Below are 24,497 nucleotides of genomic sequence, written 5' to 3'. Positions count from 1 at the left end.
GACCAGATCGCGGCGGAACGACGAGATTTCTCGCTGCGCTTCGAAATGACAGCGGGGAAAAACGAAATGACAGCGGGGGGCGGGAGCATGGCCTTTGTGCTGGTGGGAATGACGAGCACTCCTGTCGCCGAAAACTGAACCCCTCGCTGTCATCTCGAACCGCAGGGAGAGATCTCATGCTCTAGTCATTATCCGCCCCAAGAAAGGCATCCTCGGCACTATGAGATTTCTCGCTATCGCTCGAAATGACAAAGGGGGAAAAACGGCAAATGACAGAGAGGGCGGGAGACGCGTGACTTACTGATCGCCCTGAATCGGGGAGGCGTACCGAGATTTCGTCGAAGCTTTGGGGCCTCGAAATGACAGGGACAGTTGCTCGAAATGAAGAGTGGGATGTTCTGTGTGAAATTGTCATTTTGGAAAAGGATCAGGCGCTTAAAAAAAAGAATAAAGGCCTGGGAATGCACATGAAGAATGTGCTCGTGACCGGCGCGGGCCGGGTTTATCGGCAGGAACCTGGTAGACCGCCCTCCGGCGGCGTGAGGATGTCGTCCTGACCACCGTCACCAGTGGCGATGGCTGGCCGGTGCTGGCTGCGGCCCTGCACCAGGCGGATGTGGTCTATCATCTGGCCGGGGTCAACCGCCCGCAGACCGAGGAAGAATTTGCCCTCGGCAACAGCGAACTGACCCGGCGGATAGTCGGCTGCCTCGAGGACCTGGGCCGGAGTCCGAAAATCGTTATCCCGTCCTCGATCCAGGCGGAACTGGACAACCCCTATGGCCGGAGCAAGAAGATGGCCGAAGAGGCGCTGCTCGCCTATGCCCGGCGCACCGGCGCGGCGGTGGCGATCTACCGCCTGCCCAACGTCTTCGGCAAGTGGTCGCGGCCCAATTACAACACGGTGGTCGCCACCTTCTGCCACAACATCGCCCGCGATCTCGAGATCACCATCTCCGATCCCGACCGGGAACTGGAACTGGTGTACATCGATGACGTCGTGGCCGAGTTTCTGCGCCATCTCGATGCCGGGGATGAACCTGAGCGGCAGCGCTATACCGTGGCGCGCACCTTTCGCGTCACCCTGGGCGACCTGGCCGACCGGATCCGCCGGCTGCACCAGATCCGCCCGTCGCTGGTGGTCCCGGATCTGGCCGATGAGCTGATGCAGTGCCTCCATGCCACCTATCTGTCCTTTCTGCCCGAAGATTCATTCGCCTACCCGGTCAAGCTGAAAAAACAGCGACTACCCGCGGCTGGCTGTTCGAACTGCTCAAGTCGGAGCATAATTCGGCTCAGAAAGTCTTCGTGTCCGAAAACCCGTGCCGGGAGATCACCAGGGGCGATCAACACTACCACGACAGCAAGCTGGAGAAAAGTTCCTGCGTGATGCCAGGGCGAGGCGGTGATCCGCTTCCGCCATATCCACTCGCGGGAGATTCTTGAATTCCCGGTGAGCGGCAGCGAGCTATCAAGGTCGTTCCGACTATCCCGCCCGGCTAGAATACGCCACTCGATCGAGAATGTCGGCCGGGGAAGAGATGATCTTGCCTGTTCTGGGCCAACCGGATTTTTTCTCCGCAACAGCCCGATACGTATTGGGAGAAGGTGAAGAGTTGAAAAAGATGAAGGTCATGACCGTGGTCGGGACCCGGCCCGAGATCATTCGCCTGTCCAGGGTCCTGGCGGCGCTCGACCGCTATTTCGACCATGTGCTGGTCCATACCGGCCAGAACTATGATTTCGAGCTCAACGAGGTCTTCTTCCAGGACCTGGAAATCGGTCGGCCCGATCATTTCTTGGAGGCGGCGGGGGCCAATGCCGCCGAGACGATCGGCAACACCATCATCCGGCTGGACCCGATCCTGGAGCGGGAACGGCCCGAGGCCCTGCTGGTGCTGGGCGATACCAACAGCTGCCTGGCCGTCATCCCGGCCAAGCGGCGCCAGATCCCGATCTTCCACATGGAGGCGGGGAACCGCTGTTTCGACCAGCGGGTGCCGGAGGAGACCAACCGCAAGATTGTCGATCACACCGCCGATATCAACCTGACCTACAGCGATATCGCCAGGGAATATCTGCTGCGGGAAGGCCTGCCGCCCGACCGGGTGATCAAGACCGGCAGCCCGATGTGCGAGGTGCTGCACTACTACGCGGCGAAGATCAACGCCTCGGACGTCCTGGGCAGGCTGGGGCTTGCGGCGTTCGACTATTTCGTGGTCAGCGCCCACCGTGAGGAGAATATCGAATCGGATCGGAATTTCAACAAGCTGGTGGTCATTCTGAATAATCTGGCCGAACGATACGGCAAACGGGTGATCGTCTCCACCCACCCGCGGACGCGCAACCGGGTTGAGAAGAGCGGGGCCACCTTTCACGCCGGGGTCGAGCTGATGAAACCCCTCGGCTTCTGCGACTATGTCTGCCTGCAGCAGAATGCCGCCGCCGTCCTCTCCGACAGCGGCACGATCAACGAGGAATCGTCCATCCTCAATTTCCCGGCCCTCAATCTCCGCGAGGCCCATGAGCGGCCGGAAGGGATGGAGGAGGCGGCGGTGATGATGACCGGGCTGGAATTGGACCGAGTCCTGCAGGGCCTGGAAATTTTGAAGGAGCAGCCGCGGGGTGAGAAACGGTTGCTGCGGCAGGTTGGCGATTACAACATGCCCAACGTATCCGAGAAGGTCGCAAGGATTATAATGAGTTATACCGATTATGTGAATAGGACGGTCTGGAAGAAAACAATAAGATTGGCCATGAAGATTTTATTGCTGACACAATGGTTTAATCCGGAGCCGATGTTCAAGGGTTTGGCATTTGCGGAGGGGCTTAGGCAAAAAGGACACGATATAGAGGTGCTGACTGGTTTTCCCAACTATCCCGGCGGCAAGGTCTATAGCGGCTATCGAATCAAGCCCTGGCAATTTGATAACATGAATGGAATCAGGGTGAATCGGGTGGCGCTGTATCCGAGCCATGATTCATCAGGGTTCAGGCGAATAATCAATTACCTCAGCTTCACGATAACATCCCTTCTTTTTGGGCCATGGCTGGTGCAGAAACCAGACGTGGTCTATGTCTACAATCTCATTACCCTTGCTCCCGTTGCCTGTCTCCTGCGTTGGTTGTATGGGACTAGGATTGTGTATGATGTCCAGGATCTATGGCCGGAATCCGTCGCATCTTCAGGCATGATGAGCGGCTCATTTCTGCATAAAATTTTAAATCGATTGGCATTTTGGGCGTATAACTCCGCCGACCGGATAGTCGTGCTCTCGCCGGGGTTCAAGCAGAATCTTCAAGATCGAGGAATACCATCCCATAAAATCGATGTGATCTATAATTGGTCTCCTGAAGCAGATATTCCGGCAGATAACGTCGGAAGTGAGATAGCAACGCAATTGGGAATCGACAGTACGTTCAATGTTGTTTTTGCAGGAACGATGGGCGTGATGCAGGGCCTCGATACTGTTATTGATGCCGCATCTCTTTGTGCTCAACGAGCAAAGAACATCAGGTTTGTTTTTATTGGCGATGGGATTGAAAAGGATCGATTGCTGCAGCGCTGTGCCGATCTTGGGTTGAAAAACGTGATTTTTGTTCCACGCCAACCGATGAATGAGATGGGCAAGTACTATGCGATAGCCGATGCCTTGCTTGTTCATCTGATAAAACAGGATATTTTCAGAATCACGATACCGTCCAAAACTCAGGCCTATCTTGCTGCTGGGCGTCCTATCGTGATGGCAGTGGAAGGCAATGCCGCAGATCTTATCGGAGAAGCCGACGCAGGACTTTGCTGCCCCCCCGAAGATCCTGCGGCGATGGCTGATTGTATCGAAAGATTATCCGTAATGCCCAAAGAAGAGCGTGTAAGGATTGGTCATAACGGCAAGGCTTTCTATGAACAGAGATTGTCCTTTGCCAAGGGTTTGGAAGGATTTGATCAAATTTTTAATTCATTTGATATTGAGAGGATAAAAAAGGATCGCAGGCAGCTTTTTAAAAGAATTTTTGATTATTGCCTCACAATCCCTGCCGTCTTATTGCTTTCACCTTTCCTTGGCTTGTTGTTCATACTTGCACGATTCAAATTTGGCACGCCTGTTTTTTTCAGTCAAATCCGTCCCGGTCTGCACGGCAGGCCGTTCACCCTGTACAAGTTCCGCACCATGACCGATGCGCGGGATGCATCGGGCAATCTGTTGCCGGATGCCCAGCGGCTGACCGGGTTCGGGCGCTTCCTGCGCAGCACCAGCCTGGACGAACTGCCGGAGTTGATCAACGTCCTCAGGGGTGAAATGAGCCTGGTCGGGCCGCGGCCCCTGCTGATGGAATACCTGCCGCTTTACAGTCCGGAACAGGCACGCCGCCACGAGGTGCGGCCCGGGATTACCGGCTGGGCTCAGATCAATGGCCGCAACGCCTTGAGCTGGGAGGAGAAATTCAAACTCGACGTGTGGTATGTCGACAATCAATCGTTGTGGCTTGATATGAAGATCATCTTTCTGACGTTCTGGAAGGTATTCCGCCGCGATGGCATCAGCGCCGAGGGCGAGGCGACCATGCCGCGCTTCACCGGCTCTTCGGTGGAGGGACGATGATGCAGCCCCTGTATGCGGTCTATGGCGCAAGCGGATTCGGCCGCGAAGTGATGCCGCTGGAGCGGGAAAAGTTGGCTAGTGTCTGTCCATGTGGAGATAACATCGAGAATTAATTGAGAATAATCGCCTTTTTGGGGTGCCTTTTTTGGTGATTTATGGTAAGTAGAATTGTGTAACCTATCAAAATTACGCAATTAACTACTTCATGGAGTCACGAAAAGATGCGAAAAACACGCAATCAGCAGCTTCCTCTGGCCGAGGTAACCACTGACCACCCCAAGGCGAAAGAGTTTGCACAGATCGGTACAATACTCGACAGCAACGATAGCATATACTCTCTGGCACGACAAGACCTTGGTGTATCCGACAACAATGTTGGGGCAAATGGGATGACGGCCGAGCAGGTTATTCGCGCTGCGATTATAAAACAGATTGGTGGTTACACATACCGGGAACTGGCGTTCCATCTGTCAGATTCCCGAGTCTATAGCCATTTTTGCAAGATTGGCATTGGTAGAGCCTTCAAGAAGTCCGCTTTACAAAAAGGGATCAAGGCCCTCTCGGAAGAGACATGGGAGCAGATCAATAAGACCGTGGTAGACTATGCCGACAATCAGGACATCGAGAAGGGGCGCAAGATACGAGTAGACTGTACGGTTGTCGAATCAAATATTCATGATCCGTATGATTCGGAACTGCTTGTTGATGCCAATCGAGTCTTGGCCAGGGTTCTGGCTACTGCAAAGGCAGAATTGCCCGGTATCGTTTTCTCCTTTACCGACCATCTGCGCCGGGCCAAACACAGAAACCTCGAAATTATGAATGCCAAAAAGGCTGAGGATAGGGAAAAGCCATACAAGGATCTCATCGAAGTCACCGAAAAGACAATTGGTTATGGCGAGAAGGGCTTGAGGGCATTGAATTGTTATGTCGCCGCAAGCTTGAAAGAACAGGCGTTGATATCAGATATTACGCAACAACTGCAACATCATATGCCCCTTGTTCGCCAGGTTGTGTGTCAAACCCGGCGTAGGGTACTTGCGGGCGAGTCGGTCCCCGCCCAGGAAAAGATTGTCTCGATATTCGAAGAACATACCGATATTATACGAAAAGACCGCCGTGACACCTATTATGGTCACAAGATCTGTGTTACGGGCGGCTCTTCGAATCTGATTCTTGATTGTGTGGTTCTTGAAGGCAACCCGGCCGATTCGGAATTAACAGAGATGATGCTGGACAGGCAAGAGGCCATTTATGGTCGCTACCCCTTGAAGGCGGCGTTTGATGGTGGGTTCGCCTCTCATACAAACCTGGAAAAAGCAAAATCCAACGGTGTTAAGGATGTTTGTTTCTCCAAAGGGCGTGGTCTTGAAGAAGAGGATATGTGTCGCAGCAGGCAAGTGTATAAAGGTTTGCGGAAATTTCGAGCGGGGATTGAGTCGGGAATATCCTGGTTGAAGCGCAGCCTCGGCTTGGACGGATGCACCTGGAAAGGTTTCAGGTCTTTCAAGAGCTATGTCCGGGCCTCGATCGTTTCGGCAAATTTATTGACATTGGCCCGCAAACAATTGGCCTGAAGACGCAGGCGCACTGCCCGATCTCGACTTGTTTGGGAGAAGTGCGTCTTGAGCAGGCCATTGGGGCCGACAAATATGCGCCCGACAACAGGGAAAAACTATCGGCATAGTCGATGGTGAATTGATGCGCATATAGTAAGTCAGGGTGTGGCGACGCTTACTCGAAATTCACGATTTATGGACAGACACTGGCTAGGATCTAAAGTCCCACAGAATGCATTGTCTTTATAGTCAGCAATCTCCTCTGGATTATCTGATTAGTTGGCAAAATATATTTGGCTACTTTGAATAATTGTTTTTATTCCGTTCAGAGTTTGAAGGAGAAACTGTGATGAAAGAGTTGAATGAGAAAGGTAATATTTAAAATTTGGAGGATAAAATGACAAGGAAAGAATTTTTAGCGGAGCTTGAAGAAGTTTTGGAGGCAGATTCAGGTTCTATTATTGGGAATGAAGTTCTATCCGACCTGGAAGGGTGGGACTCTTTGGCAGTTATGGCTTTTATTGCCATGGTAGATGAAAAATTCGATACGAACCTGGCTCCTTCCAAGATAGCAGATTCAAAAACCGTTGGAGATTTGATTGATTTGCTCGGTGATAAAATTACAGAATAAATCGTCATAGCAATTAGTGAGGGACATCGTGACCGTCATGAAGATTAACGGGGTTCGCCTTAGAGGTATAGCCAGTGCTGTTCCGGAGTGTATCCGAGCAATTGAGGAAGATGCAAAAAATTTTCCTGATTCCGATATGACAAAAATCAGCGAAAGCACGGGGGTACGCAAAAGACACGTGGTAATGGGAGATCTGTGCACGTCGGACCTCTGTTTTGCCGCAGCTGAGCGTCTTTTGGAATCAACCAGCGTGGGAAAAAGCTCAATTGACACATTAATCTTTGTTTCTCAGACCCCAGACTATTTACTTCCTGCCACAAGCTGTTCTCTGCATGGTCGATTGGGTCTTGAAAAACACTGTGCATCTTTTGATGTGAATCTAGGTTGCTCAGGCTATATCTACGGTCTCTGGCTTGCCTCGAATCTGATCTCATGTGGCAGCGCAAAACGTGTTCTGCTCCTTGCAGGTGACACTATTAGCCGCATTTCTTCTCCCAGGGATAGATCTGTTGCTCTTCTTTTTGGCGATGCCGGGACGGCAACCATCTTAGAGCGAGATGATGATGGCCTGCCAATGTCTTTTGTCTTGGGAACAGATGGAAGCGGCCAACAAAATCTTATTGTTCCTGCAGGAGGTTTTCGTACACCACACTCTGAAAAAACTTGTCTACCAACCGAACGGGAGGGAGGGAACATCAGGAGTGACGAAAATCTCTATATGAATGGCGCAGAAATATTTACTTTTACCCTGAAGGAAGTACCGCCGATGATCAAGTCTCTGGTGACAGACTATGATGCAATCGACGCTGTTGTTATGCACCAGGCAAATAAATTCATGTTGGATTATCTTGCAAAACGATTGAAACTGCCGAAAGAAAAACTCATTTTGACCCTTGAGAACTTCGGAAATACAAGCTCTGCATCCATCCCGCTTGCCCTCTCTGTCGCCCTTTCCGGGAAACTCAGGGATGCTTCGCTGAGGCTTCTCTTGGCAGGGTTTGGCGTAGGTTACTCTTGGGGGGCTGTAACCTTGTCCTGTGGCCCAATGGTCATGCCTGATCTTGTAAAGGTATCAGAAAATGCGGTAAAGCACTCTCGGGAGGATGTCTAGATGATAAACCCGATGGAATTGGAAAATCGTGTAATTCTTGTAACCGGGGCCTCCTCGGGTATCGGACGAGAAGTCTCAATTTTACTCAGTCAACTTGGGGCGCGCTTGATTCTTGTTGGGAGAAATTCAGAGCAATTGGAGAAAACCCGTGTCTTGCTGGAGGGAACTGCACATCAGGTTCAGGCATTTGATCTTTCTGATACTGATGCCATTCCACCCTGGATGAAAGAAATCGCCGGCAACACTGGGCCATTGAGTGGACTGGTACACAGTGCCGGGGTTCAACTAACAAAGCCTTTACGCATATTGACGAGTTCAGATATTGATGGGGTAATGAGGATCAATGTTAACGCATCATTCGGTTTGCTTAAGGGCTTTCGTCAAAAAGGAGTCTGTGCCAAACCTGGCAGTATAGTTCTGATTTCGTCTGTGATGGGCTTGGTTGGACAACCTGGAGTATCCGCATATTCAGCGAGTAAGGGGGCACTTGTTGCACTTGCTAAGTCTTCAGCTCTGGAATTGGCCAAGGAAAACATCAGGATAAATTGTGTTGCTCCAGCACATGTTGATACTGAAATGGCGGAGAAGTTGACTCAAACATTGACCACTGAACAGTTCGAAAATATTAAAAAAATGCATCCACTCGGAATCGGGAGACCGCGCGATGTAGCCTATGCCATCGCTTTCCTACTCGCCGACACTGGTCGATGGATTACCGGCACCACGATGATTGTGGACGGCGGATACACTTCACACTGAGGGAAAAATGAAACGATTACTCATTATTGGTGCTGGCGGTTTTGGACGTGAAGTTCTGAGTTGGGCAATGGATGTTCCTTCGGAAAATCGGGACTGGGAAGTGGGTGGATTTCTTGATGCCAATCAGAAAGCACTAGAAGGCTATGACTGTAACCTCCCAATTTTGGCAGACCCTATGTCTTATCTCCCCAGCCAAGGGGATTGCTTTATTTGTGCGATAGGCCATCCTGCAACGAAACTCCAGGTTTGCAATAGCCTTTCCGAAAAGAGGGCAGAGTTCATTACTCTTGTCCATCCCACAGCAGTTATTGGGATGAGGTGTTCCATAGGCAAAGGATGCATATTCTGTCCTGGCAGTATCATAACGACGGATGTCAAGGTCGGAGACTTTGTCACCATAAACGCTCATGCAACCATTGGGCATGATGCAGTTGTCGGTAGAGGAAGTACCCTGAGTGGACATGTCGATATAACCGGGTTTGCATCACTTGGTGAGGGAGTCTTCCTGGGAAGTCATGCGGTAATCCTGCCTCAAGCAAAAGTCGGAGATTATGCAATCATTGGCGCAGGGAGCGTGGTGTTGAAAAAGGTTAAAGCCGGAACGACGGTTATAGGGGTCCCGGCAAAACAAATTTCTGGATTTTAAAAGAGTTTAAAAATCGTGTGGGAGTAAAATGACGGCGTTCATCAAGGCAATCGAGTATGAGCTACCTGCCGGCTTGTTGACTAATGAGATGTTTGCTGCCGAATTTCCTGAATGGTCTGTTGAAAAAATCGAAGAAAAAACAGGGATCAGCGTCAGACGAATTACGGAGAAAAATGAATGTGCTTCTGACCTGGGTGTCCGTGCGGCAGAAAAAATCTTTAGCAGTGGGGTCTGTAATCGAGAATCGATCGATTACCTTTTATTCTGTACTCAAAGTCCTGACTATTTCCTTCCATCCACGTCCTGCATAATGCAGGATCGCCTTGGTTTACCAAAAACTTGCGGAGCACTTGATTTTAATTTGGGGTGTTCAGGTTATGTCTATGGTCTTGGCCTCGCCAAGGGACTGATTGAAACAGAGCAGGCCCACAATGTATTGCTTATTACATCGGAGACTTATAGTAAACATATACATCCCGGCGACAAAAGTGTACGCACATTGTTCGGGGATGCCGCGACGGCTACCTTGTTACAGCATAAAGGAACCACGGAGGAATTAAATACATTCATTGGTCCCTTTATTTACGGTACCGATGGAAGTGGCGGAAAAAACTTGATTGTTCCAACAGGTGGTATGCGAGCCCCTCGTACTGCCCAATCTGCGCATGTGGCCGAGGATGAACATGGGAACATACGCTCCCAAGACAATCTGTATATGAACGGCTCAGAAATATTTACTTTTACCCTTGACGCAGTACCCAAAACAATAAAACAACTTTTGGAAGTAACCGGTAGAGATATAGCTGAAATTGATCTATTTGTTTTTCATCAAGCCAATAAATTCATGTTAGATCATCTGCGTAAAAAAATGAAAATTCAAAAAGAAAAATTTTACATGTCTTTTAAAAATTACGGAAATACCGTTTCGTCAACTATTCCTTTGGCGCTCAAGGATGCTCAGTTGGAAGGGAAGATTAACTCTGGTGATTTGGTGATGATCGTAGGTTTTGGGGTTGGTTACTCTTGGGCTGCTACATTGATCCGCTGGGTTTAATCGAATAAACGGCTTAACTCGGTTCAAGATTAAATTCTTAATAAAATTTTTTGAATAGCTAATTATAGCAAATGCATTCTGAATTGTTTGCTGGCATCGATGCCAAGAACGTCAAAGATTCTGGTGATCGTCTAACCCTACAACGCAACATGTCAATATAGACACAATATGAAGTATTCGTACTCCGAAGCGACCTACAGCATGTGGTACACATGTTCATAAGTGCCGTTGTAGGGCTAATTGAAATTAAGGATTGCTCCAGGCGATTCATATTGATCAAAGTTGTAGCTCTTGGCGCGGTTAAGATCGGCAATCCGGCCCGACCGCTGGAGAGGGGCAAGCGATGTTGAACACGCCATTTCCCCCGTGGCCGAACTTCAGCGCCGAGGAGGCGGAGGCCGTCGCCTCGGTGCTGCTGTCGAACCGGGTCAATTACTGGACCGGGAAGGAAGGCCGGGAGTTCGAGAAGGAGTTCGCCGCCTGGGCCGGGACGCGGTATGCGATCGCCCTGGCCAACGGCACGGTGGCGCTGGATGCGGCGCTGCAGGCGCTGGGGATCGGCCGGGGCGACGAGGTCGTCGTCACCCCGCGCACCTTTCTCGCCTCGGCCTCGTGCATTGCGAACGCCGGGGCGGTGCCGGTCTTCGCCGACGTCGATCGTGATTCGCAGAATATCACCGCCGCGACCATCCGGGCGGTGCTCACCCCGCGCACCCGGGCGGTGATCTGCGTCCATCTGGCCGGCTGGCCCTGCGACATGGACGCGATCATGGCCCTGGCGGAGGAACGCGGCCTGATGGTGATCGAGGATTGCGCCCAGGCGCACGGCGCGCGCTGGCGGGGGCGGCCGGTCGGCTCGATCGGCCATGTCGGGGCCTGGTCGTTCTGCCAGGACAAGATCATGACCACCGGCGGCGAGGGCGGGATGGTCACCACCGACGACCGGGAGCTGTGGGCGCGGATGTGGTCGCTCAAGGATCACGGCAAGAGCTGGGAGGCGGTGTATGAGCGGCAGCACCCAACGGGGTTCCGCTGGCTGCACGAGGGCTTCGGCACCAACTGGCGGCTGACCGAAATGCAGGCGGCCATCGGCCGCATCCAGCTGCGGCGGATGGAAGAGTGGCATGCGCAGCGGCTCGGGAATGCCGAGGCGATCTGGCGGGCCTGCCGGGGGCTGCCGGGCCTGCGGGTGCCGGTGATCCCGTTGGAGGCGGAGCATGCCGCTTACAAGTGCTATGTTTTTGTCGAACCGGCGGTGCTGAGGGTTGGCTGGGATCGGGACCGGGTTATGGGGGAAATCGTTGCCCGGGGTGTGCCCTGCTATTCCGGCTCGTGTTCGGAGGTGTACCTGGAAAAGGCTTTCGACGGCACCGGCTGGCGGCCGGAAGAACGGCTGCCGGTGGCTCGGGAATTGGGAGAGACGAGTTTGATGTTTCTGGTGCATCCGGGGATTGGCGAGGGGGAGATTGGGCGGACGGTTGAGGTGGTTGGGGAGGTTATGGGATTGGCTGCCGGGTAAGCTGCCGAGTAATCTATCGATCAAGCTACCGAGCAAGCTGCTGAGTAAGCTGAAGGCCGAGATGCTTCCCCCGCTGTCATTTCGAAGCGAAGCGAGAAATCTTGTTGTTTGCTTTGCCGGAGTCCATTCCAAGCCCTGTTTGAGATCTCTCCCTGCGGTCGAGATGACAGCGGGGGTAGGTCGAGATGACAGCGGGGGTAGGTCGCGATGACAGCGGGGGTAGGTCGCGATGACAGCGGGGGCAGGTCGCGATGACAGCGGGGGTAGGTCGAGATGACAGCGGGGGTAGGGGCGAGGCGACAGAGCTCGTTGTTCCCGCCAGGGCGAAGGGCGCGATGCTTCCCCCGCTGTCATTTCGAAGCGAAGCGAGAAATCTCGTTTTTGCTTTGCCGGAGCCGATTCCAAGCCCTGTTTGAGATCTCCCTGCGGTCGCGATGACAGCGGGGGTAGGTCGCGGTGACAGTGGGGGCAGGGCGAGATGACAGCGGGGGTAGATCGCGATGACAGAGGGGGTAGGGCGAGATGCTTCCCCCGTTGTCATTTCGAAGCGAAGCGAGAAATCTTGTGTTTGCTTTGCCGGAGCCCATTCCAAGCCCTGTTTGAGATCTCTCCCTGCGGTCGAGATGACAGCGGGGGTAGGTCGAGATGACAGCGGGGGCAGGTCGAGATGACAGCGGGGGCAGGGCGAGGCGGCAGTACTCGTTGTTCCCGATAGGGCGAAGGTCGAGACGCCACCCCGGCTGTCATTTCGAAGCGAAGCGAGAAATCTTGTTGTTCCATTGCCGGAGTCCATTCCAAGCACTGTTTGAGATCTCTCCCTGCGGTCGAGATGACAGCGTGGGCAGGTCGAGATGACAGCGTGGGCAGGTCGAGATGACAGCGGGGGCAGGTCGCGATGGCAAAGAGGTAGGTCGCGATGGCAGGCTGATCATAGCTTGACAGCTATATAACATGATGGTTATGTTGAGACATGAAATGGGAAATTGAATACACCGACGAATTTGAACGATGGTGGAATACTCTTTCCGAAGCCGAGCAGGAATCTGTTGCGGTTTAGTCACTTAGAAAAATTCTTTGTCTGGTTTTTGCAAAGAATTTTTCGTGAAGTGACTTATCCCGTTTATCGGGGCTCGGTAGGTCTTCTCGAGATCTTGGGGCCAAATCTGCCTCGACCGCATTCTGATTCCGTCAAAGGTTCCCGTTTCAAGAATATGAAAGAATTGCGCACCCAGCATGCAGGCAGACCTTATCGAACATTGTATGCCTTTGATCCCGGGATGACGGCCATTCTTCTCATCGGGGGAAACAAGACCGGCGATGATGGATGGTATCAGAAGTATGTCCCTCTGGCTGACAAGTTGTATGAGCAACACCTGAAAGAGCTGGAAGAAGAGGAGGGCTGAGAAATGGCAAAGTCATTCAATACCCTGAAAAGCAAGTTGTCTGAGGCAACCCGGGTAAGCATTGAAAAGCGGGTGGAAGCTGCATTGGAGGAAATGCCGCTGGCCGAGCTTCGGCAGGCTCGCAAATTCACCCAACAGCAGATTGCGGAAACGTTGAATATCAAACAGGCATCGGTATCCAAGATGGAAAGTCAGACCGATATGTATATTTCCACCCTCCGCAGGTATGTGGAAGCCATGGGGGGAGAACTGGAAATAGTCGCTAAATTCCCTGAAGGGAGCGTGAAGGTCGAGAATTTCCAGGGGTTGGAGGCGGTGTAGGGGTGGGGGGATTTCGAGCGAAGCGAGAAATATTGCTGTTCCCGATAGGGCGAAGCCGGCGATGCCGCCCCCGCTGTCATTCCGAGCGAAGCGAGAAATCTTGTGTCTGCTTTGCCGGAGCCGATTCCAAGCCCTGTTTAAGATCTCTCCCTTCGGTCGAGATGACAGCGGGGGTAGGTCGAGATGACAGCCTCCCCGCTGTCATTTCGAAGCGAAGCGAGAAATCTTGTGTTTTCGCTGAGATCTGATCCTGTTGAGATCTCTCCCTGCGGTCGAGATGACAGCGGGGGCAGGTCGAGATGACGGCGGGGGTAGGCCGCGATGACGGCGGGGGTAGGTAGCGATGACGGCGGGGGCAGGGCGCGATGACAGCGGGGGTAGGTCGCGATGACAGCGGGGCTTGTAAGATGTAACGATGTGCGTTACATTGTGGCCATGATAAAAAACTTTCGGGATAAATGGCTGGAAAATTTTTTTGTTGAGGGCAGAAAAAGCAAGAAGATCCCTGCAGCAATCAACGAAAGGCTTTTCAGAAAATTGCAAATTCTTGACGACTCCACCTGTGAAGCGGATCTACGATCTCCGCCGGGCAATCATTTTGAAAAATTGATCGGAAATCTCGACAATAGTCATTCAATCAGAATCAATGACCAATGGCGGCTGATTTTCCAATGGGACAACGACAGGGGGGAAGCTGAAGGCGTGTGTCTCGATAACCATAGTTGCAGATGATGAGGAGTCAGGGATGATTACGACAAAACAGCAACCGGTGTCGGTTGGAGAAATGATTGTAACAGAATTTCTGGAGCCCTTGGGGCTTAGCCAGGATGGTCTGGCGAAAGCCATGATGGTAAGTCGCAAGACGGTGAACGAATTGTGCAACAACAAACGGACGATCACGGTTGATACGGCGTTGATTCTGGCAAAGGTTTTCGGGAATACCGCAGATTTCTGGCTCAACCTGCAGAAAAGAAACGATATATGGAATGCAATGCACTCCCCGAAACGTAGAGCAAGGATCGATCGTGTACAGCCGATCCAAAGAACGTAGTAAAAGTCAATCACCGATACCGCTATCGCTTACGGGTCGGTCGTTACCGGGTCGTGTTCGGCTATGACGGCGAGGTGCGCATCGTCGAAATCCAGGAGGTAAAGAAAGGCGATGAACGTACATACTGATTTCCAGATCATCCACGACAGCAACGGTGCCCCCGCCTTCGTGGTGCTGCCTTATGCCGATTGGTTGGCCAGTCGCGACCGCCAGGAAAACCTTGTCCCCAACGAAGTCGTCAACCTTGGCTTCGATCACGACTGGTCACCGATGCGCGCCTGGCGTGAACACCTCGGACTCACCCAGGCCGAGGTTGCGGCGAGGGCGAACATGATCCAGGGAGCCTACGCCCGGATGGAAAACAGCCCCAAACCGCGCCGCGCCAGCCTGAAAAAGATAGCCAAGGCCATGGGGCTGACTGTCGAACAGCTCGATTTCTAAAGCGTCTCGGGCGCATCGATGACCTGATCGCGATCGCCAGGACGAAGGGGGTGGTCAAGGTTGGGCTCCGGAATCAAACGCGCCTTGACAGAGTGGTCACGGATCGACTTCGTCGACGACCGGGACGGGTGCCTGTTCACCGAAAACCGGTGGAAGAGCTGGAATTGGCGGGTCGACCAGTCGGAATCCCGATGCAGGCGACACCTGTCGTGTCGGGAAAGCGTCGGGGAAACGTCGGGAAAAATCCTGGCAGGCCTGCCGGGGCATCGCCGGGCCTGCGGGTGCCGGTGATCCCGCCGGAGGTGGAGCATGCCGCCTAAAAGTGCTATGTCTTTGTCGAACCGGCGGCGCTGAAGCCCGGCTGGGACCGCGACCGGGTTATGGGTGAAATCTTTGCCCGGGGTGTTCCCTGCTATTCCGGCTCGTGTTCCGAGGTGTATCTGGAAAAGGCCTTCGACGGCACCGGCTGGCGGCCGGAAGAACGGCTGCCGGTGGCCCGGGAACTGGGGGAGACGAGTTTGATGTTTCTGGTGCATCCGGGGATTGGAGAGGCGGAGATAGGGCGGACGGTTGAGGTGGTTGGCGAGGTTATGGGGCTGGCCGCCTTGTAATCTATCGTGTAAGCGGCAGGGCGAGATGCCTCCTCCGTTGTCATTTCGCTTCTTCCCCTGTCATTTTGAACGCCAGCGAGAAATATTGAAGTTCCCGCCAGGGCAAAGGCCGGGATGCTTCCCCCGCTGTCATTTCGAAGCGGAGCGAGAAATCTGGTTTTTGCTTTGCCGGAGTCTATTCCAAGCCCTGTTTAAGATCTCTCCCTGCGGTCGAGATGACAGCGGGGGCAGGTCGAGATGGCAGTCTCCCCTCCTGTCATTTCGAAGCGGAGTGAGAAATCTCATTGTCCCCGTTAGGGCGAAGGACTGGATGATACCCCCGCTGTCATTTCGAAGCGAAGCGAGAAATCTTGTGTTTTTGTTTAGATCTGATCCTGTTGAGATCTCTCCCTGCGGTCGAGATGACAGCGGGGGAAGGTCGAGATGACAGCGGGGGTAGGTCGAGATGGCAGCGGGGGAAGGGCGAGATTTCCCGGTGTGGGCGGTTTCTCGTCCTCCAACTTCTGACACATGAAATCCTTTTTTGAAAAGTACGTCGGCCTCGAAAAACTCGCACCATTGGTGCGGGAAATCGGCTGGATGCCACGACCTGGTCATTCTCGAGTGAAAAAGTGGACAGAAAAAGGGGACAGATTTTTGTTCCAAGAATAAATCTGTCCCCTTATCTTGTGCTCCGCAATTTCCTTTTTATCTCTGCATGTATCCGGTTTTGTGAGAATAAAGAAGTATTATACTATCCAACCTGGATAGAGCCTTGGTGAAAATACAACTATTATATTTGTAATACACTTATAAAAGGTTATAATATTTCGAGTATGAACATAATATGGCAATACAAAGCGCTGAAACAGTTGAAGAAAATCGGTGACAGCTCTGTGCGGGAACGAATTCTTCATGCAACTCGGGGCTTGGAAGCCTTCCCTGACTGTCCCAATGTCAAACCACTGGTGAACCATGATTATACTCACAGGTTACGGGTCGGCAATTGGCGAATCTTGTTCAACGCCTTCGAAGAAGTCAGTATCGTCAGTATCGAAGAGGTAAAAAAACGTGATGAGCGAACATACTGAGTATCAAACCATTGACCATCATGGTCATCCTGCTTTTGTCCTTGTTCCATGGGAAGAATGGAAGCGCATCAAGCCCCTGCTGGAAGCTGAGAGAGCTCGTGCCGGTGGTATCCCCCAGGATGTCGTTGAAGCGCACGTTCTGCGCAATGAACCACTTATCAAGGCATGGCGGGAGCATTTCGCCATTACTCAGGAAGAATTGGCCAGCCGACTTGGAGTTTCTCAGGCCGCTGTCGCCAAGTACGAACGCCCCGATGCACGGCTCCGGGCAACCACTATTAAAAAAATTGCGTTAGCCTTGGGAATGGGGGCGGAGCAATTGCGGGACTGAACCAATCACCCAGCCTTTCAATGTCATTCCGCGTGGCAGGAGGAGGTCGAGGCGACACCCGCCCCTGTCATTTCGAAGCGGAGCGAGAAATCTTGTTTTTGCTTTGCAGGAGTCCATTGCAAGCCCTGTTTAAGATCTCTCCCTGCGGTCGAGATGACAGCGGGGGCAGGGCGCGATGACAGCGGGGGTAGGGCGAGATGACAGCGGGGGCAGGTAGCGATGATAGCGGGGGTAGGCCGCGATGACAGCGGGGGCAGGTCGCGATGACGGCGGGGGCAGGTCGAGATGACGGCGGGGGCAGGTAGCGGTGACGGCGGGGGTAGGGCGAGGCGACAGAGGTTGTTAGGGCGCAAAGTGTTCCCGATAGGGAGAAGGACTTGATGATACCCCCGCTGTCATTTCGAAGCGGAGCGAGAAATCTTGTTTTTGCTTTGCCGGAGCCTATTCCAAGCCCTGTTTAAGATCTCTCCCTGCGGTCGAGATGACAGCGGGGGCAGGTCGCGATGACAGCGGGGGCAGGTCGCGGTGACAGCGGGGGCAGGGCGAGATGACAGCGGGGGCAGGTAGCGATGACGGCGGGGGTAGGCCGCGACGGCAGCGGGGGTAGGTAGCGATGACAGCGGGGGCAGGTCGAGATGACGGCGGGGGCAGGTAGCGGTGACGGCGGGGGTAGGGCGAGGCGACAGAGGTTGTTAGGGCGCAAAGTGTTCCCGATAGGGAGAAGGACTTGATGATACCCCCGCTGTCATTTCGAAGCGAAGCGAGAAATCTTGTTTTTGCTTTGCCGGAGTCCATTCCAAGCCCTGTTTGAGATCTCTCCCTGCGGTCGAGATGACAGCGGGGGTAGGGCGCGGTGACGGCGGGGGCAGGCCGAGATGACAGCGGGGGCAGGTCGAGATGACTGCGGGGGAAGGTCGAGGCACCGGTAGGGGAAAGTTGAGGTGACGGGGTAGGCAGACATTCATTTTGAAAAAGGCTTATATCGTAAAGATTTTCCGATTACGGATCTGCCGGTTTACGGGGGCACCGGATTTCGATATGATAGCGGAAAGTGAAAACAGACGGCCCGTTGATCGTGCACTTCGGGTTCCGCACTATGAACAGACCAAACCATTGGTTTCTGCAGTGTGCGTTGCCGGTCAAGCCGATTGACCCGACGTGAGTGAAGTGCCGGCATGAGCAACGCCTGAAGAGGAATACCCCATGAAACTCAAACTCCTGACCCTGGAAAACTTCCGCGCCTGCGAGCAGCTGGACCTCGAACTGGGCAGCCGACTCACGGTTTTGCTGGGAAACAACGGCAGCGGCAAAACCTCCGTGCTGGACGGCATCGCCATCGGCCTGGGGGCGGTATTGACCCACCTTCCATCCGTGTCCGGCATAACCTTCAGGAAACAAGGTGATATTCGTCAGCAGCACAACCTGCTGGCGCCCTACACCCGCGTCGGCCTTGAAATGTCCTCCGGTCTGCGGTGGGATCGTATCCAGCGGCGGGACAAAAGCCAGGCTACGGCCAAGGCCATACCGCCGGCAACAGGGTTGAAAGCACTGGAATCCTATCTGGACGAAACCGTGCTCGATCCCCTGATCGCGGGGCAGAAGTTCCAGTTACCGATGATGGCCTATTACGGGGTCAGCCGGGCAGTGCTCGAGGTACCGCTGCGCCGGAAAAACTTTCCGAAAACGCATACACGGTTCGAAGCACTCAGCCAGGCATTGGCAGCACAAAGCAGCTTCAAGTCGGCATTCATCTGGTTCTACAACAAGGAAAACGAAGAGCACCGGCTGCAGAAAGAGCAGCGCAGCTTTGAAGTGACACTACCGGAATTGGATGCCGTACGCCTCGCCATCGGCATAATCTTTCCGGATATCAGCAATCCTCGCATCGAATTGAGCCCGCTGCGATTTGCCGTCACCATCAACGGTGAAACCCTGGACCTGATGCAACTCAGCGATGGCTACAAGACACTCCTGGGCCTGGTCATCGACCTGAGTATGCGCATGGGGTTGGCCAATCCGCATCTGGCAGACCCGTTGAGCGCCGAAGCCATCGTGATGGTCGACGAAGTGGATCTCCACCTCCATCCCTCCTGGCAACAGCGGGTGATGGCCGACTTGCTGCGCACCTTCCCCCGGACACAATTCATCCTGACGACCCATAGCCCCTTTGTCGTTGAAGCATTGAACAATCACCTGAAACGGCACCGGTTGGGCGACTGGTTGACAGATGTTGATGAAATCGACAAGCTGCTGCCGTTGCCCCCCGAGCAGGTTCGTGTCTACTTGATGGAGGACAGCACCCAGCGACCGTTGATCGACCGTGACAGCGGGTTGATCGATGATACCCTGCTGGCGTATTTCAACCAGATCAATGTCCTGTACGACCGAATGCGCGATATCGAATGGGATCGGCGCAATGATTGACACGACCCCGTTCAGCCATTGCGAATGCAAGCGCATGGGCAATACCCACACTTTGTGCCAGTCCGAATTAACGCTTGAAGAACAAGGCAAAAAAGTCTGTCTGACTATTCGCGGGGGTGAGGAAGCGAAAGTTCTGGTACTGGACGGCTGCGTGATTACTGACAACAACACGAAGTGCGATGCCTTGTATCTGTTCAAAAGTCACCATCGCAAGATTGCAGCATATACCACATGCCTTTGAGCAGCTTGCCTACACGAAAAGGCACCGGCCGGAGTATGCGCACCTGAAAAACCAGCTGGACCAGGCCGGGCCGGGAGCGCTGATTGAAAAATCATTTATCGTGACGAACGGCATGTTGCCCAAACCTGAAATTGAACGTCTTGAGAACCGGCATAAAATACGAGTCAGTGCGTTACTGCACTCGGAACCGAGTAAAAAAATGCCGGATTTGCGAGAGTGGTTTTGAGCTTGCCGGTTGCATCCTCAGTTTATCTGCCTACATGTGGGCGACGCGTGGACACATCAGTTGAACGTGGGTAAAAAATGATGAAATGTACCCATATTCGTTCGGCCCAACGGCGCCAAGAAACGGTATCGATCGCGATGAAATTTTCCTGGTATGTTCGTTTCGGCCAACGGTTGACTGATCTGGGGGTAGCTCTCACGGCCCTGGTCCTGTTGTGGCCGGTCTTGCTCTGTCTGACCGTGCTCGTGCGGGTGAAACTGGGGGCACCGGTTCTTTTCCGCCAAATCCGCCCCGGTCGGCACGGCCGGCCGTTCACCCTGTACAAGTTCCGCACGATGACCGATGCACGGAATGCAGCGGGCAATCTGCTGCCGGATGCCCGGCGGCTGACCGGCTTCGGGCGTTTCCTGCGCAGCACCAGCCTGGACGAACTGCCGGAGTTGATCAACGTTCTCAGGGGCGAGATGAGCCTGGTCGGGCCGCGACCCCTGCTGATGGAATATCTGCCGCTCTACAGTCCCGACCAGGCCCGCCGCCACGAGGTGCGGCCGGGGATTACCGGCTGGGCCCAGATCAATGGCCGCAACGCCCTGAGCTGGGAGGAGAAATTCAAACTCGATGTGTGGTATGTCGACAATCAGTCGTTGTGGCTTGATATGAAGATCATTTTTCTGACGGTCTGGAAGGTGTTCCGGCGCGATGGCATCAGCGCCGAGGGCGAGGCGACCATGCCGCGCTTCACCGGCTCAGCGAGGCACGAGTCATGAAGCCGCCGTTGTTTGCCGGGTATGGGGCCGGCGGATTCGGCCGCATCGGCAGCCGGCGAATGAGGAGAGAGTGGTTGCGGGGAAGATCCGCACAAATTTAATGGCGGAGTGGCTCATGGATATTTCGACGGCGGGCAGCGGGCGGGGAAGGTATAATCCGAAAAGAAAATTGCACAAAGGATTGGCCGGGGACAGGGCTGAGTCCCTTGCACGTTCCGTCAGATACAAAGGCAGTCCTCTGCATAAAAGATCGCCGGGAGATTTTGGCCTGACGCCTCCAGCTTCACCCAGGCCGGGTAAAACCCTCTGTGACGGTGTCGGTATCTTTGCCATCAAAGAAGCCACCCGGCTTCTGCGTCAGGGTGTCGAGGGCGGTTTGGTGAGCAACGATGCCGATCAGGGGTTTCCGCGGTACATCTGGATGGTCATCAACGACCTGGAAGTTCTCGAAGCCCGATGCGACGATCCGAACAACGGCACCTATCACGGCTACCCCCTGGAGCGAAACGATCCCATGACCGATATGATCATCAAGCAGTGGCGGGAGCGATAATCATGAGTGAACATCTCGAATTCAAATGGGAATGGCTTCCTCCTTTCGAGCCGGAGTCGCTTGAAGCGATTACTTTCGCCGATATGCGAATATGTCTCGGAGAAAAAGCGGTTACTGAATTGGAGGACGACAGGTCCCGGACGTTGCGCCGGGGGATGTACGTTTCCGCCTATCCCCTGGCATTGTTTCTCGCGACCAATTGGTGGCGTTTGCGCTGGGAGCCGAAGCCAGTGCAGGAAGACCCGGCGTGGAGGATGCGCCATTGTCTGCCGGCAATCGGTGAAGGGTATGTCTGGCCGGACCTTACGTTTGCCAGTGATGGCGAGATGATGCTCGTTGCGGTCCGCAGCACCGAAAAATCCAGGACATCCCCGGTTCGCTATATTGCCGATTTTACCGGGTGGGTGCCGGCAGCATCGTTTGAAGGGGTTGTAGGCCGGTGCATCGAGGGTGTGTTGGCGCGGTTGGAGGCGTTCGGCATCACCAATTCCGAGCTTGCGGGGGTATGGGCCGAGGTCCGGGCGGAAAATGATGACCCCGCCGCTGCCTGTCTGCGTCGTATCGAGGCTTTGGCGGGGTATGACCCGGATGAGGCCCCTGAGGCCTTTGTTCGGGATCTCCTCGATACGGAAGCGGAAGTGGGCTTGCCTGCAATTCAGGAGTTGGCGGCGGCATCGCAAAGCCGTGCCTTGAAGGATCTGCGAATGCTGCAAGAGTCTTTGCGGAGCCAGGGGGTTACGTTCCGGATTGCCGATTTCGAGCGGCTGATTTCCGAAGTGCAGCTTGGAAATCCTACCAGCCAGCCATGGCAACGAGCCTATGCCGCGGCCCAAAAGGTCCGCCAGATTTGGAATCTGGACGAAAAACCGATCTCCAACAGCCGATTGGCCGAGTTGTTTGGTGTGCAACGAAATGTTCTGGAGGACGATCAGGGGGCGGGCAGTGTGCTGAATGCACCTTACAGTGCGAGCGGTTGGCACAGGGGGAATGTCGACAGGCGGCTCATACTGAACCGTAAACCGGTTACCAGCCGTCGTTTTGCGATGTGCCGTCTGCTTGGCGACGGAATTTTTGGCTCGCATGACGGCCATCTGTCTGCTGCCACGGATGCGGGCACGAGCCGGCAGAAGTTTCAGCGTGCTTTTGCGCAGGGGCTCCTGTGCCCCTTCGAGGCGTTGATGGAATTTATCGGCAAGGCTGTCCCCAGTGACGACGATATAGAAGATGCCGCGGCTCATTTTACCGTGTCCCCACGACTTGTCTTTACCACCCTTGTCAATCATCATGTTTTGCCTCGGGAAGTATTGCCCGTGGGGTAGGAGAGGGAAGCCGCGGATTACCGGCCGCAACGCCCTGAGCTGGGAGGAGACATTCAAACTCGATGTGTGGTATGTCGACAATCAGTCGTTGTGGCTTGATATGAAGATCATTTTTCTGACGGTCTGGAAGGTGTTCCGGCGCGATGGCATCAGCGCCGAGGGCGAGGCGACCATGCCGCGCTTCACCGGCTCTTCGGTGGAGGGGCGATGATGCAGCCGCTGTATGCGGTCTATGGCGCAAGCGGCTGCGGACGGGAAGTGATGCCGCTGGCGCGCGAACAACTGGCCGGGGCCGGCATTCCGGCCGACCGTCTCGTCTTCATCGATGACAATCCCGTGGCGCCGGTGGTCAACGGCCGGAAGGTCCTGCGCTACGGTGAGTTCCTGGCGGCCGCCGCCGGTGAGCGGTATGCGGTGCTGGCGATCGCCGACGGCGGAGTACGCGCACGGCTCGCGGCGCGGTGTGCCCTCGACGGGGTCCGGCCATGGACGGTGCGGGCGGCCAACGTGGTGGTGCTGGACGATGTCGACATGGGGGAGGGCGGGATTCTCTGCCCCTTCGTCACCCTGACCTCGAATATCCGCCTCGGCTGCAGTTTTCATGCGAATCTGTACAGTTATGTCGAGCACGATTGCCTTATCGGCGACTATGTCACCTTCGCCCGGGGGTGAAGTGCAACGGCAAAATCGTGGTGGAAGATCATGTCTATATCGGGACGGGGGCGGTGATCAAACAGGGGAGACCAGGGCAGCCGCTGGTGATCGGCCGTGGGGCGGTGATCGGCATGGGGGCGGTGGTGACGAAGGACGTGCCGCCGGGGATGGTGGTGGTCGGCAATCCGGCCCGGCCGCTGGGGAGGGGCAAGCGATGCTGAACACGCCTTTTCCCCGTGGCCGAACTTCACCGCCGCGGAGGCGGAGGCCGTCGCCTCGGTGCTGCTGTCGAACCGGGTCAATTACTGGACCGGGAAGGAAGGCCGGGAGTTCGAGAAGGAGTTCGCCGCCTGGGCCGGTTACTGGAGGAAACAAGTCCGATGTTCTTGGTCCATCCGCGGTAGTCATTTCAGAAAGCGGTTCTCCGAAACGATTCGTGAAAGACGGGAAGGCACAGGGGGGGAAATGGGAGATAGCAGGTACTCAAGGACATTTTCGTGTCCGCAGAGTAGTAAAAGCTGCGGCAAGTTTCCAATCGTCACATAGTCATCAATGAACAACGGCACCCCACATAACATTATAGGCCAACCATATTTGACGCAATTCAGTTGCTGTACGTATTATTTTAGGGGCCGTTACGAAATAACCGTTACATTTTTCACCATTTCGTTACGGCCCCTTATGCCGGAAAGGTATTTCTGTGTAACGGTTATTGTTTGACGACGGCTTAGCTGCGACGGGACTATCAATCGGATCAAAGCTCTACATGGTGCAAAGCCGGTGTTGGCATTCTGCTTAAAGGAGTTAGCGGCTGGCATCGAAATTTTTATCACCATTCCTGATGGCTATGAATGTATTCACTTTAAGAATGGAGCGGTTACTTCGAGTATTACTTCAAATAGGGCGCACCTGACCTATCACGGCCACACGAAACGCAAGAAAATCAGTGGTGAAATTATCCTGGCGACATATGAGTACAAAAACAGCAACCATGATGTCGATAAGCTGATCTACTTCCACACGAAAGATTATTTCCGCAATCTTGGTGCGAGAAGGGTTGTTGCCTGGGAGCATGGATTTTTTATTGATAAATTCCATAATGGCAAGCCGTTACCTGATGGATGGAAGCGCATGTCGGCGTTGCTTTCATAAACCGGTAACGTTTAAGCGGAGAAAATTCATATATGCGAGCACCAAGAGGA

The 24,497-nt window shown here is 54.1% G+C and carries 24 protein-coding genes and 4 pseudogenes; all 28 read left to right on the top strand.

Features of this window, described 5'->3' with window-relative positions; genetic code table 11:
• Nucleotides 1-586 precede the first annotated feature (586 nt).
• The 28 genes and pseudogenes from ACWGKN_RS12150 (at nt 587) to ACWGKN_RS12015 (ending at nt 24,447) form a co-directional block, all read left to right on the top strand.
• Nucleotides 587-1,390: an NAD-dependent epimerase/dehydratase family protein gene (locus tag ACWGKN_RS12150; protein WP_452095299.1), complete on the top strand. Its 804-nt coding sequence runs from the start codon at nt 587-589 to the stop codon at nt 1,388-1,390.
• A gap of 226 nt (nt 1,391-1,616) precedes the next feature.
• Nucleotides 1,617-2,741 (top strand): annotated as a pseudogene (gene wecB, locus ACWGKN_RS12145) (non-hydrolyzing UDP-N-acetylglucosamine 2-epimerase); the annotation flags it as partial.
• A 15-nt stretch (nt 2,742-2,756) separates the two neighbouring features.
• Entirely contained in the window at nt 2,757-4,604 is a 1,848-nt protein-coding gene (locus ACWGKN_RS12140) for a sugar transferase (RefSeq protein WP_452095333.1), read from the top strand.
• Nucleotides 4,605-4,825: 221 nt separating this feature from the next.
• Nucleotides 4,826-6,181, top strand: coding sequence for an ISNCY family transposase (locus ACWGKN_RS12135; protein WP_452095298.1), 1,356 nt, complete (start codon nt 4,826-4,828; stop codon nt 6,179-6,181).
• Nucleotides 6,182-6,560: 379 nt separating this feature from the next.
• Complete coding sequence (locus ACWGKN_RS12130; RefSeq protein ID WP_452095297.1) at nt 6,561-6,794, top strand: acyl carrier protein; 234 nt, start codon at nt 6,561-6,563, stop codon at nt 6,792-6,794.
• Nucleotides 6,795-6,831: 37 nt separating this feature from the next.
• Entirely contained in the window at nt 6,832-7,905 is a 1,074-nt protein-coding gene (locus ACWGKN_RS12125) for a 3-oxoacyl-ACP synthase III family protein (RefSeq protein WP_452095332.1), read from the top strand.
• Nucleotides 7,906-8,664, top strand: coding sequence for an SDR family NAD(P)-dependent oxidoreductase (locus ACWGKN_RS12120; protein ID WP_452095296.1), 759 nt, complete (start codon nt 7,906-7,908; stop codon nt 8,662-8,664).
• 7 nt (nt 8,665-8,671) lie between these two features.
• Nucleotides 8,672-9,310, top strand: a complete 639-nt coding sequence (locus tag ACWGKN_RS12115; protein WP_452095295.1) for an acetyltransferase — start codon at nt 8,672-8,674, stop codon at nt 9,308-9,310.
• A 28-nt stretch (nt 9,311-9,338) separates the two neighbouring features.
• Nucleotides 9,339-10,364: a 3-oxoacyl-ACP synthase III family protein gene (locus ACWGKN_RS12110; RefSeq protein WP_452095294.1), complete on the top strand. Its 1,026-nt coding sequence runs from the start codon at nt 9,339-9,341 to the stop codon at nt 10,362-10,364.
• 343 nt (nt 10,365-10,707) lie between these two features.
• Nucleotides 10,708-11,883 carry a DegT/DnrJ/EryC1/StrS family aminotransferase gene (locus ACWGKN_RS12105; protein WP_452095293.1) on the top strand — a complete coding sequence of 392 codons (1,176 nt, stop codon included), beginning with the start codon at nt 10,708-10,710 and terminating at the stop codon, nt 11,881-11,883.
• A gap of 1,085 nt (nt 11,884-12,968) precedes the next feature.
• On the top strand, nt 12,969-13,286 hold the full coding sequence (locus ACWGKN_RS12100) for a type II toxin-antitoxin system RelE/ParE family toxin (protein ID WP_452095331.1): 318 nt from the start codon (nt 12,969-12,971) through the stop codon (nt 13,284-13,286).
• A gap of 3 nt (nt 13,287-13,289) precedes the next feature.
• Entirely contained in the window at nt 13,290-13,607 is a 318-nt protein-coding gene (locus ACWGKN_RS12095) for an XRE family transcriptional regulator (RefSeq protein ID WP_452095292.1), read from the top strand.
• 435 nt (nt 13,608-14,042) lie between these two features.
• Nucleotides 14,043-14,339 (top strand): type II toxin-antitoxin system RelE/ParE family toxin, encoded by a 297-nt coding sequence (locus ACWGKN_RS12090; RefSeq protein ID WP_452095330.1) that lies wholly within the window; start codon nt 14,043-14,045, stop codon nt 14,337-14,339.
• Nucleotides 14,340-14,352: 13 nt separating this feature from the next.
• A complete protein-coding gene (locus tag ACWGKN_RS12085) occupies nt 14,353-14,658 on the top strand; it encodes a HigA family addiction module antitoxin (RefSeq protein ID WP_183350418.1) in 306 nt (101 codons plus the stop codon).
• Between the two features lie 5 nt (nt 14,659-14,663).
• Nucleotides 14,664-14,786, top strand: a pseudogene (locus ACWGKN_RS12080) (type II toxin-antitoxin system RelE family toxin); the annotation flags it as partial.
• Nucleotides 14,770-15,099, top strand: a complete 330-nt coding sequence (locus tag ACWGKN_RS12075) for a helix-turn-helix domain-containing protein (RefSeq protein WP_452095291.1) — start codon at nt 14,770-14,772, stop codon at nt 15,097-15,099. The pseudogene ACWGKN_RS12080 and the gene ACWGKN_RS12075, both read left to right, overlap by 17 nt.
• 380 nt (nt 15,100-15,479) lie before the next feature.
• On the top strand, nt 15,480-15,710 hold the full coding sequence (locus ACWGKN_RS12070; RefSeq protein ID WP_452095290.1) for a hypothetical protein: 231 nt from the start codon (nt 15,480-15,482) through the stop codon (nt 15,708-15,710).
• An 815-nt stretch (nt 15,711-16,525) separates the two neighbouring features.
• Entirely contained in the window at nt 16,526-16,780 is a 255-nt protein-coding gene (locus ACWGKN_RS12065) for a type II toxin-antitoxin system RelE family toxin (RefSeq protein ID WP_452095289.1), read from the top strand.
• The gene (locus ACWGKN_RS12060) at nt 16,764-17,111 is read left to right on the top strand and encodes a helix-turn-helix domain-containing protein (protein ID WP_452095288.1); all 348 of its coding nucleotides are present in this window, start codon (nt 16,764-16,766) and stop codon (nt 17,109-17,111) included. Before ACWGKN_RS12065 ends, ACWGKN_RS12060 begins: the two co-directional genes overlap by 17 nt.
• A 1,203-nt stretch (nt 17,112-18,314) precedes the next feature.
• Nucleotides 18,315-19,535 carry an AAA family ATPase gene (locus ACWGKN_RS12055; RefSeq protein ID WP_452095287.1) on the top strand — a complete coding sequence of 407 codons (1,221 nt, stop codon included), beginning with the start codon at nt 18,315-18,317 and terminating at the stop codon, nt 19,533-19,535.
• 179 nt (nt 19,536-19,714) lie between these two features.
• A complete protein-coding gene (locus ACWGKN_RS12050; protein ID WP_424255693.1) occupies nt 19,715-20,002 on the top strand; it encodes a hypothetical protein in 288 nt (95 codons plus the stop codon).
• 137 nt (nt 20,003-20,139) lie between these two features.
• Nucleotides 20,140-20,769 carry a sugar transferase gene (locus tag ACWGKN_RS12045; protein WP_452095329.1) on the top strand — a complete coding sequence of 210 codons (630 nt, stop codon included), beginning with the start codon at nt 20,140-20,142 and terminating at the stop codon, nt 20,767-20,769.
• Nucleotides 20,770-20,884: 115 nt separating this feature from the next.
• Nucleotides 20,885-21,322 carry a hypothetical protein gene (locus ACWGKN_RS12040; RefSeq protein ID WP_035228132.1) on the top strand — a complete coding sequence of 146 codons (438 nt, stop codon included), beginning with the start codon at nt 20,885-20,887 and terminating at the stop codon, nt 21,320-21,322.
• A 2-nt stretch (nt 21,323-21,324) separates the two neighbouring features.
• Nucleotides 21,325-22,641 (top strand): hypothetical protein, encoded by a 1,317-nt coding sequence (locus tag ACWGKN_RS12035; RefSeq protein WP_452095286.1) that lies wholly within the window; start codon nt 21,325-21,327, stop codon nt 22,639-22,641.
• Nucleotides 22,547-22,852 (top strand): sugar transferase, encoded by a 306-nt coding sequence (locus ACWGKN_RS12030; RefSeq protein WP_424255498.1) that lies wholly within the window; start codon nt 22,547-22,549, stop codon nt 22,850-22,852. The genes ACWGKN_RS12035 and ACWGKN_RS12030 overlap by 95 nt, the downstream gene beginning before the upstream one ends.
• Nucleotides 22,849-23,516, top strand: a pseudogene (locus ACWGKN_RS12025) (NeuD/PglB/VioB family sugar acetyltransferase). The gene ACWGKN_RS12030 and the pseudogene ACWGKN_RS12025 overlap by 4 nt, the downstream one beginning before the upstream one ends.
• A pseudogene (locus ACWGKN_RS12020) lies at nt 23,510-23,655 on the top strand (aminotransferase); the annotation flags it as partial. The pseudogenes ACWGKN_RS12025 and ACWGKN_RS12020, both read left to right, overlap by 7 nt.
• Nucleotides 23,656-24,075: 420 nt before the next feature.
• Nucleotides 24,076-24,447: a hypothetical protein gene (locus ACWGKN_RS12015; RefSeq protein ID WP_452095285.1), complete on the top strand. Its 372-nt coding sequence runs from the start codon at nt 24,076-24,078 to the stop codon at nt 24,445-24,447.
• Nucleotides 24,448-24,497: the final 50 nt, after the last annotated feature.

It is taken from the genome of Desulfoprunum sp. (assembly GCF_053613775.1).
The sequence above is the reverse complement of the archived record's forward strand: the minus strand, read 5'-3'. Positions and strand labels throughout refer to the sequence as shown.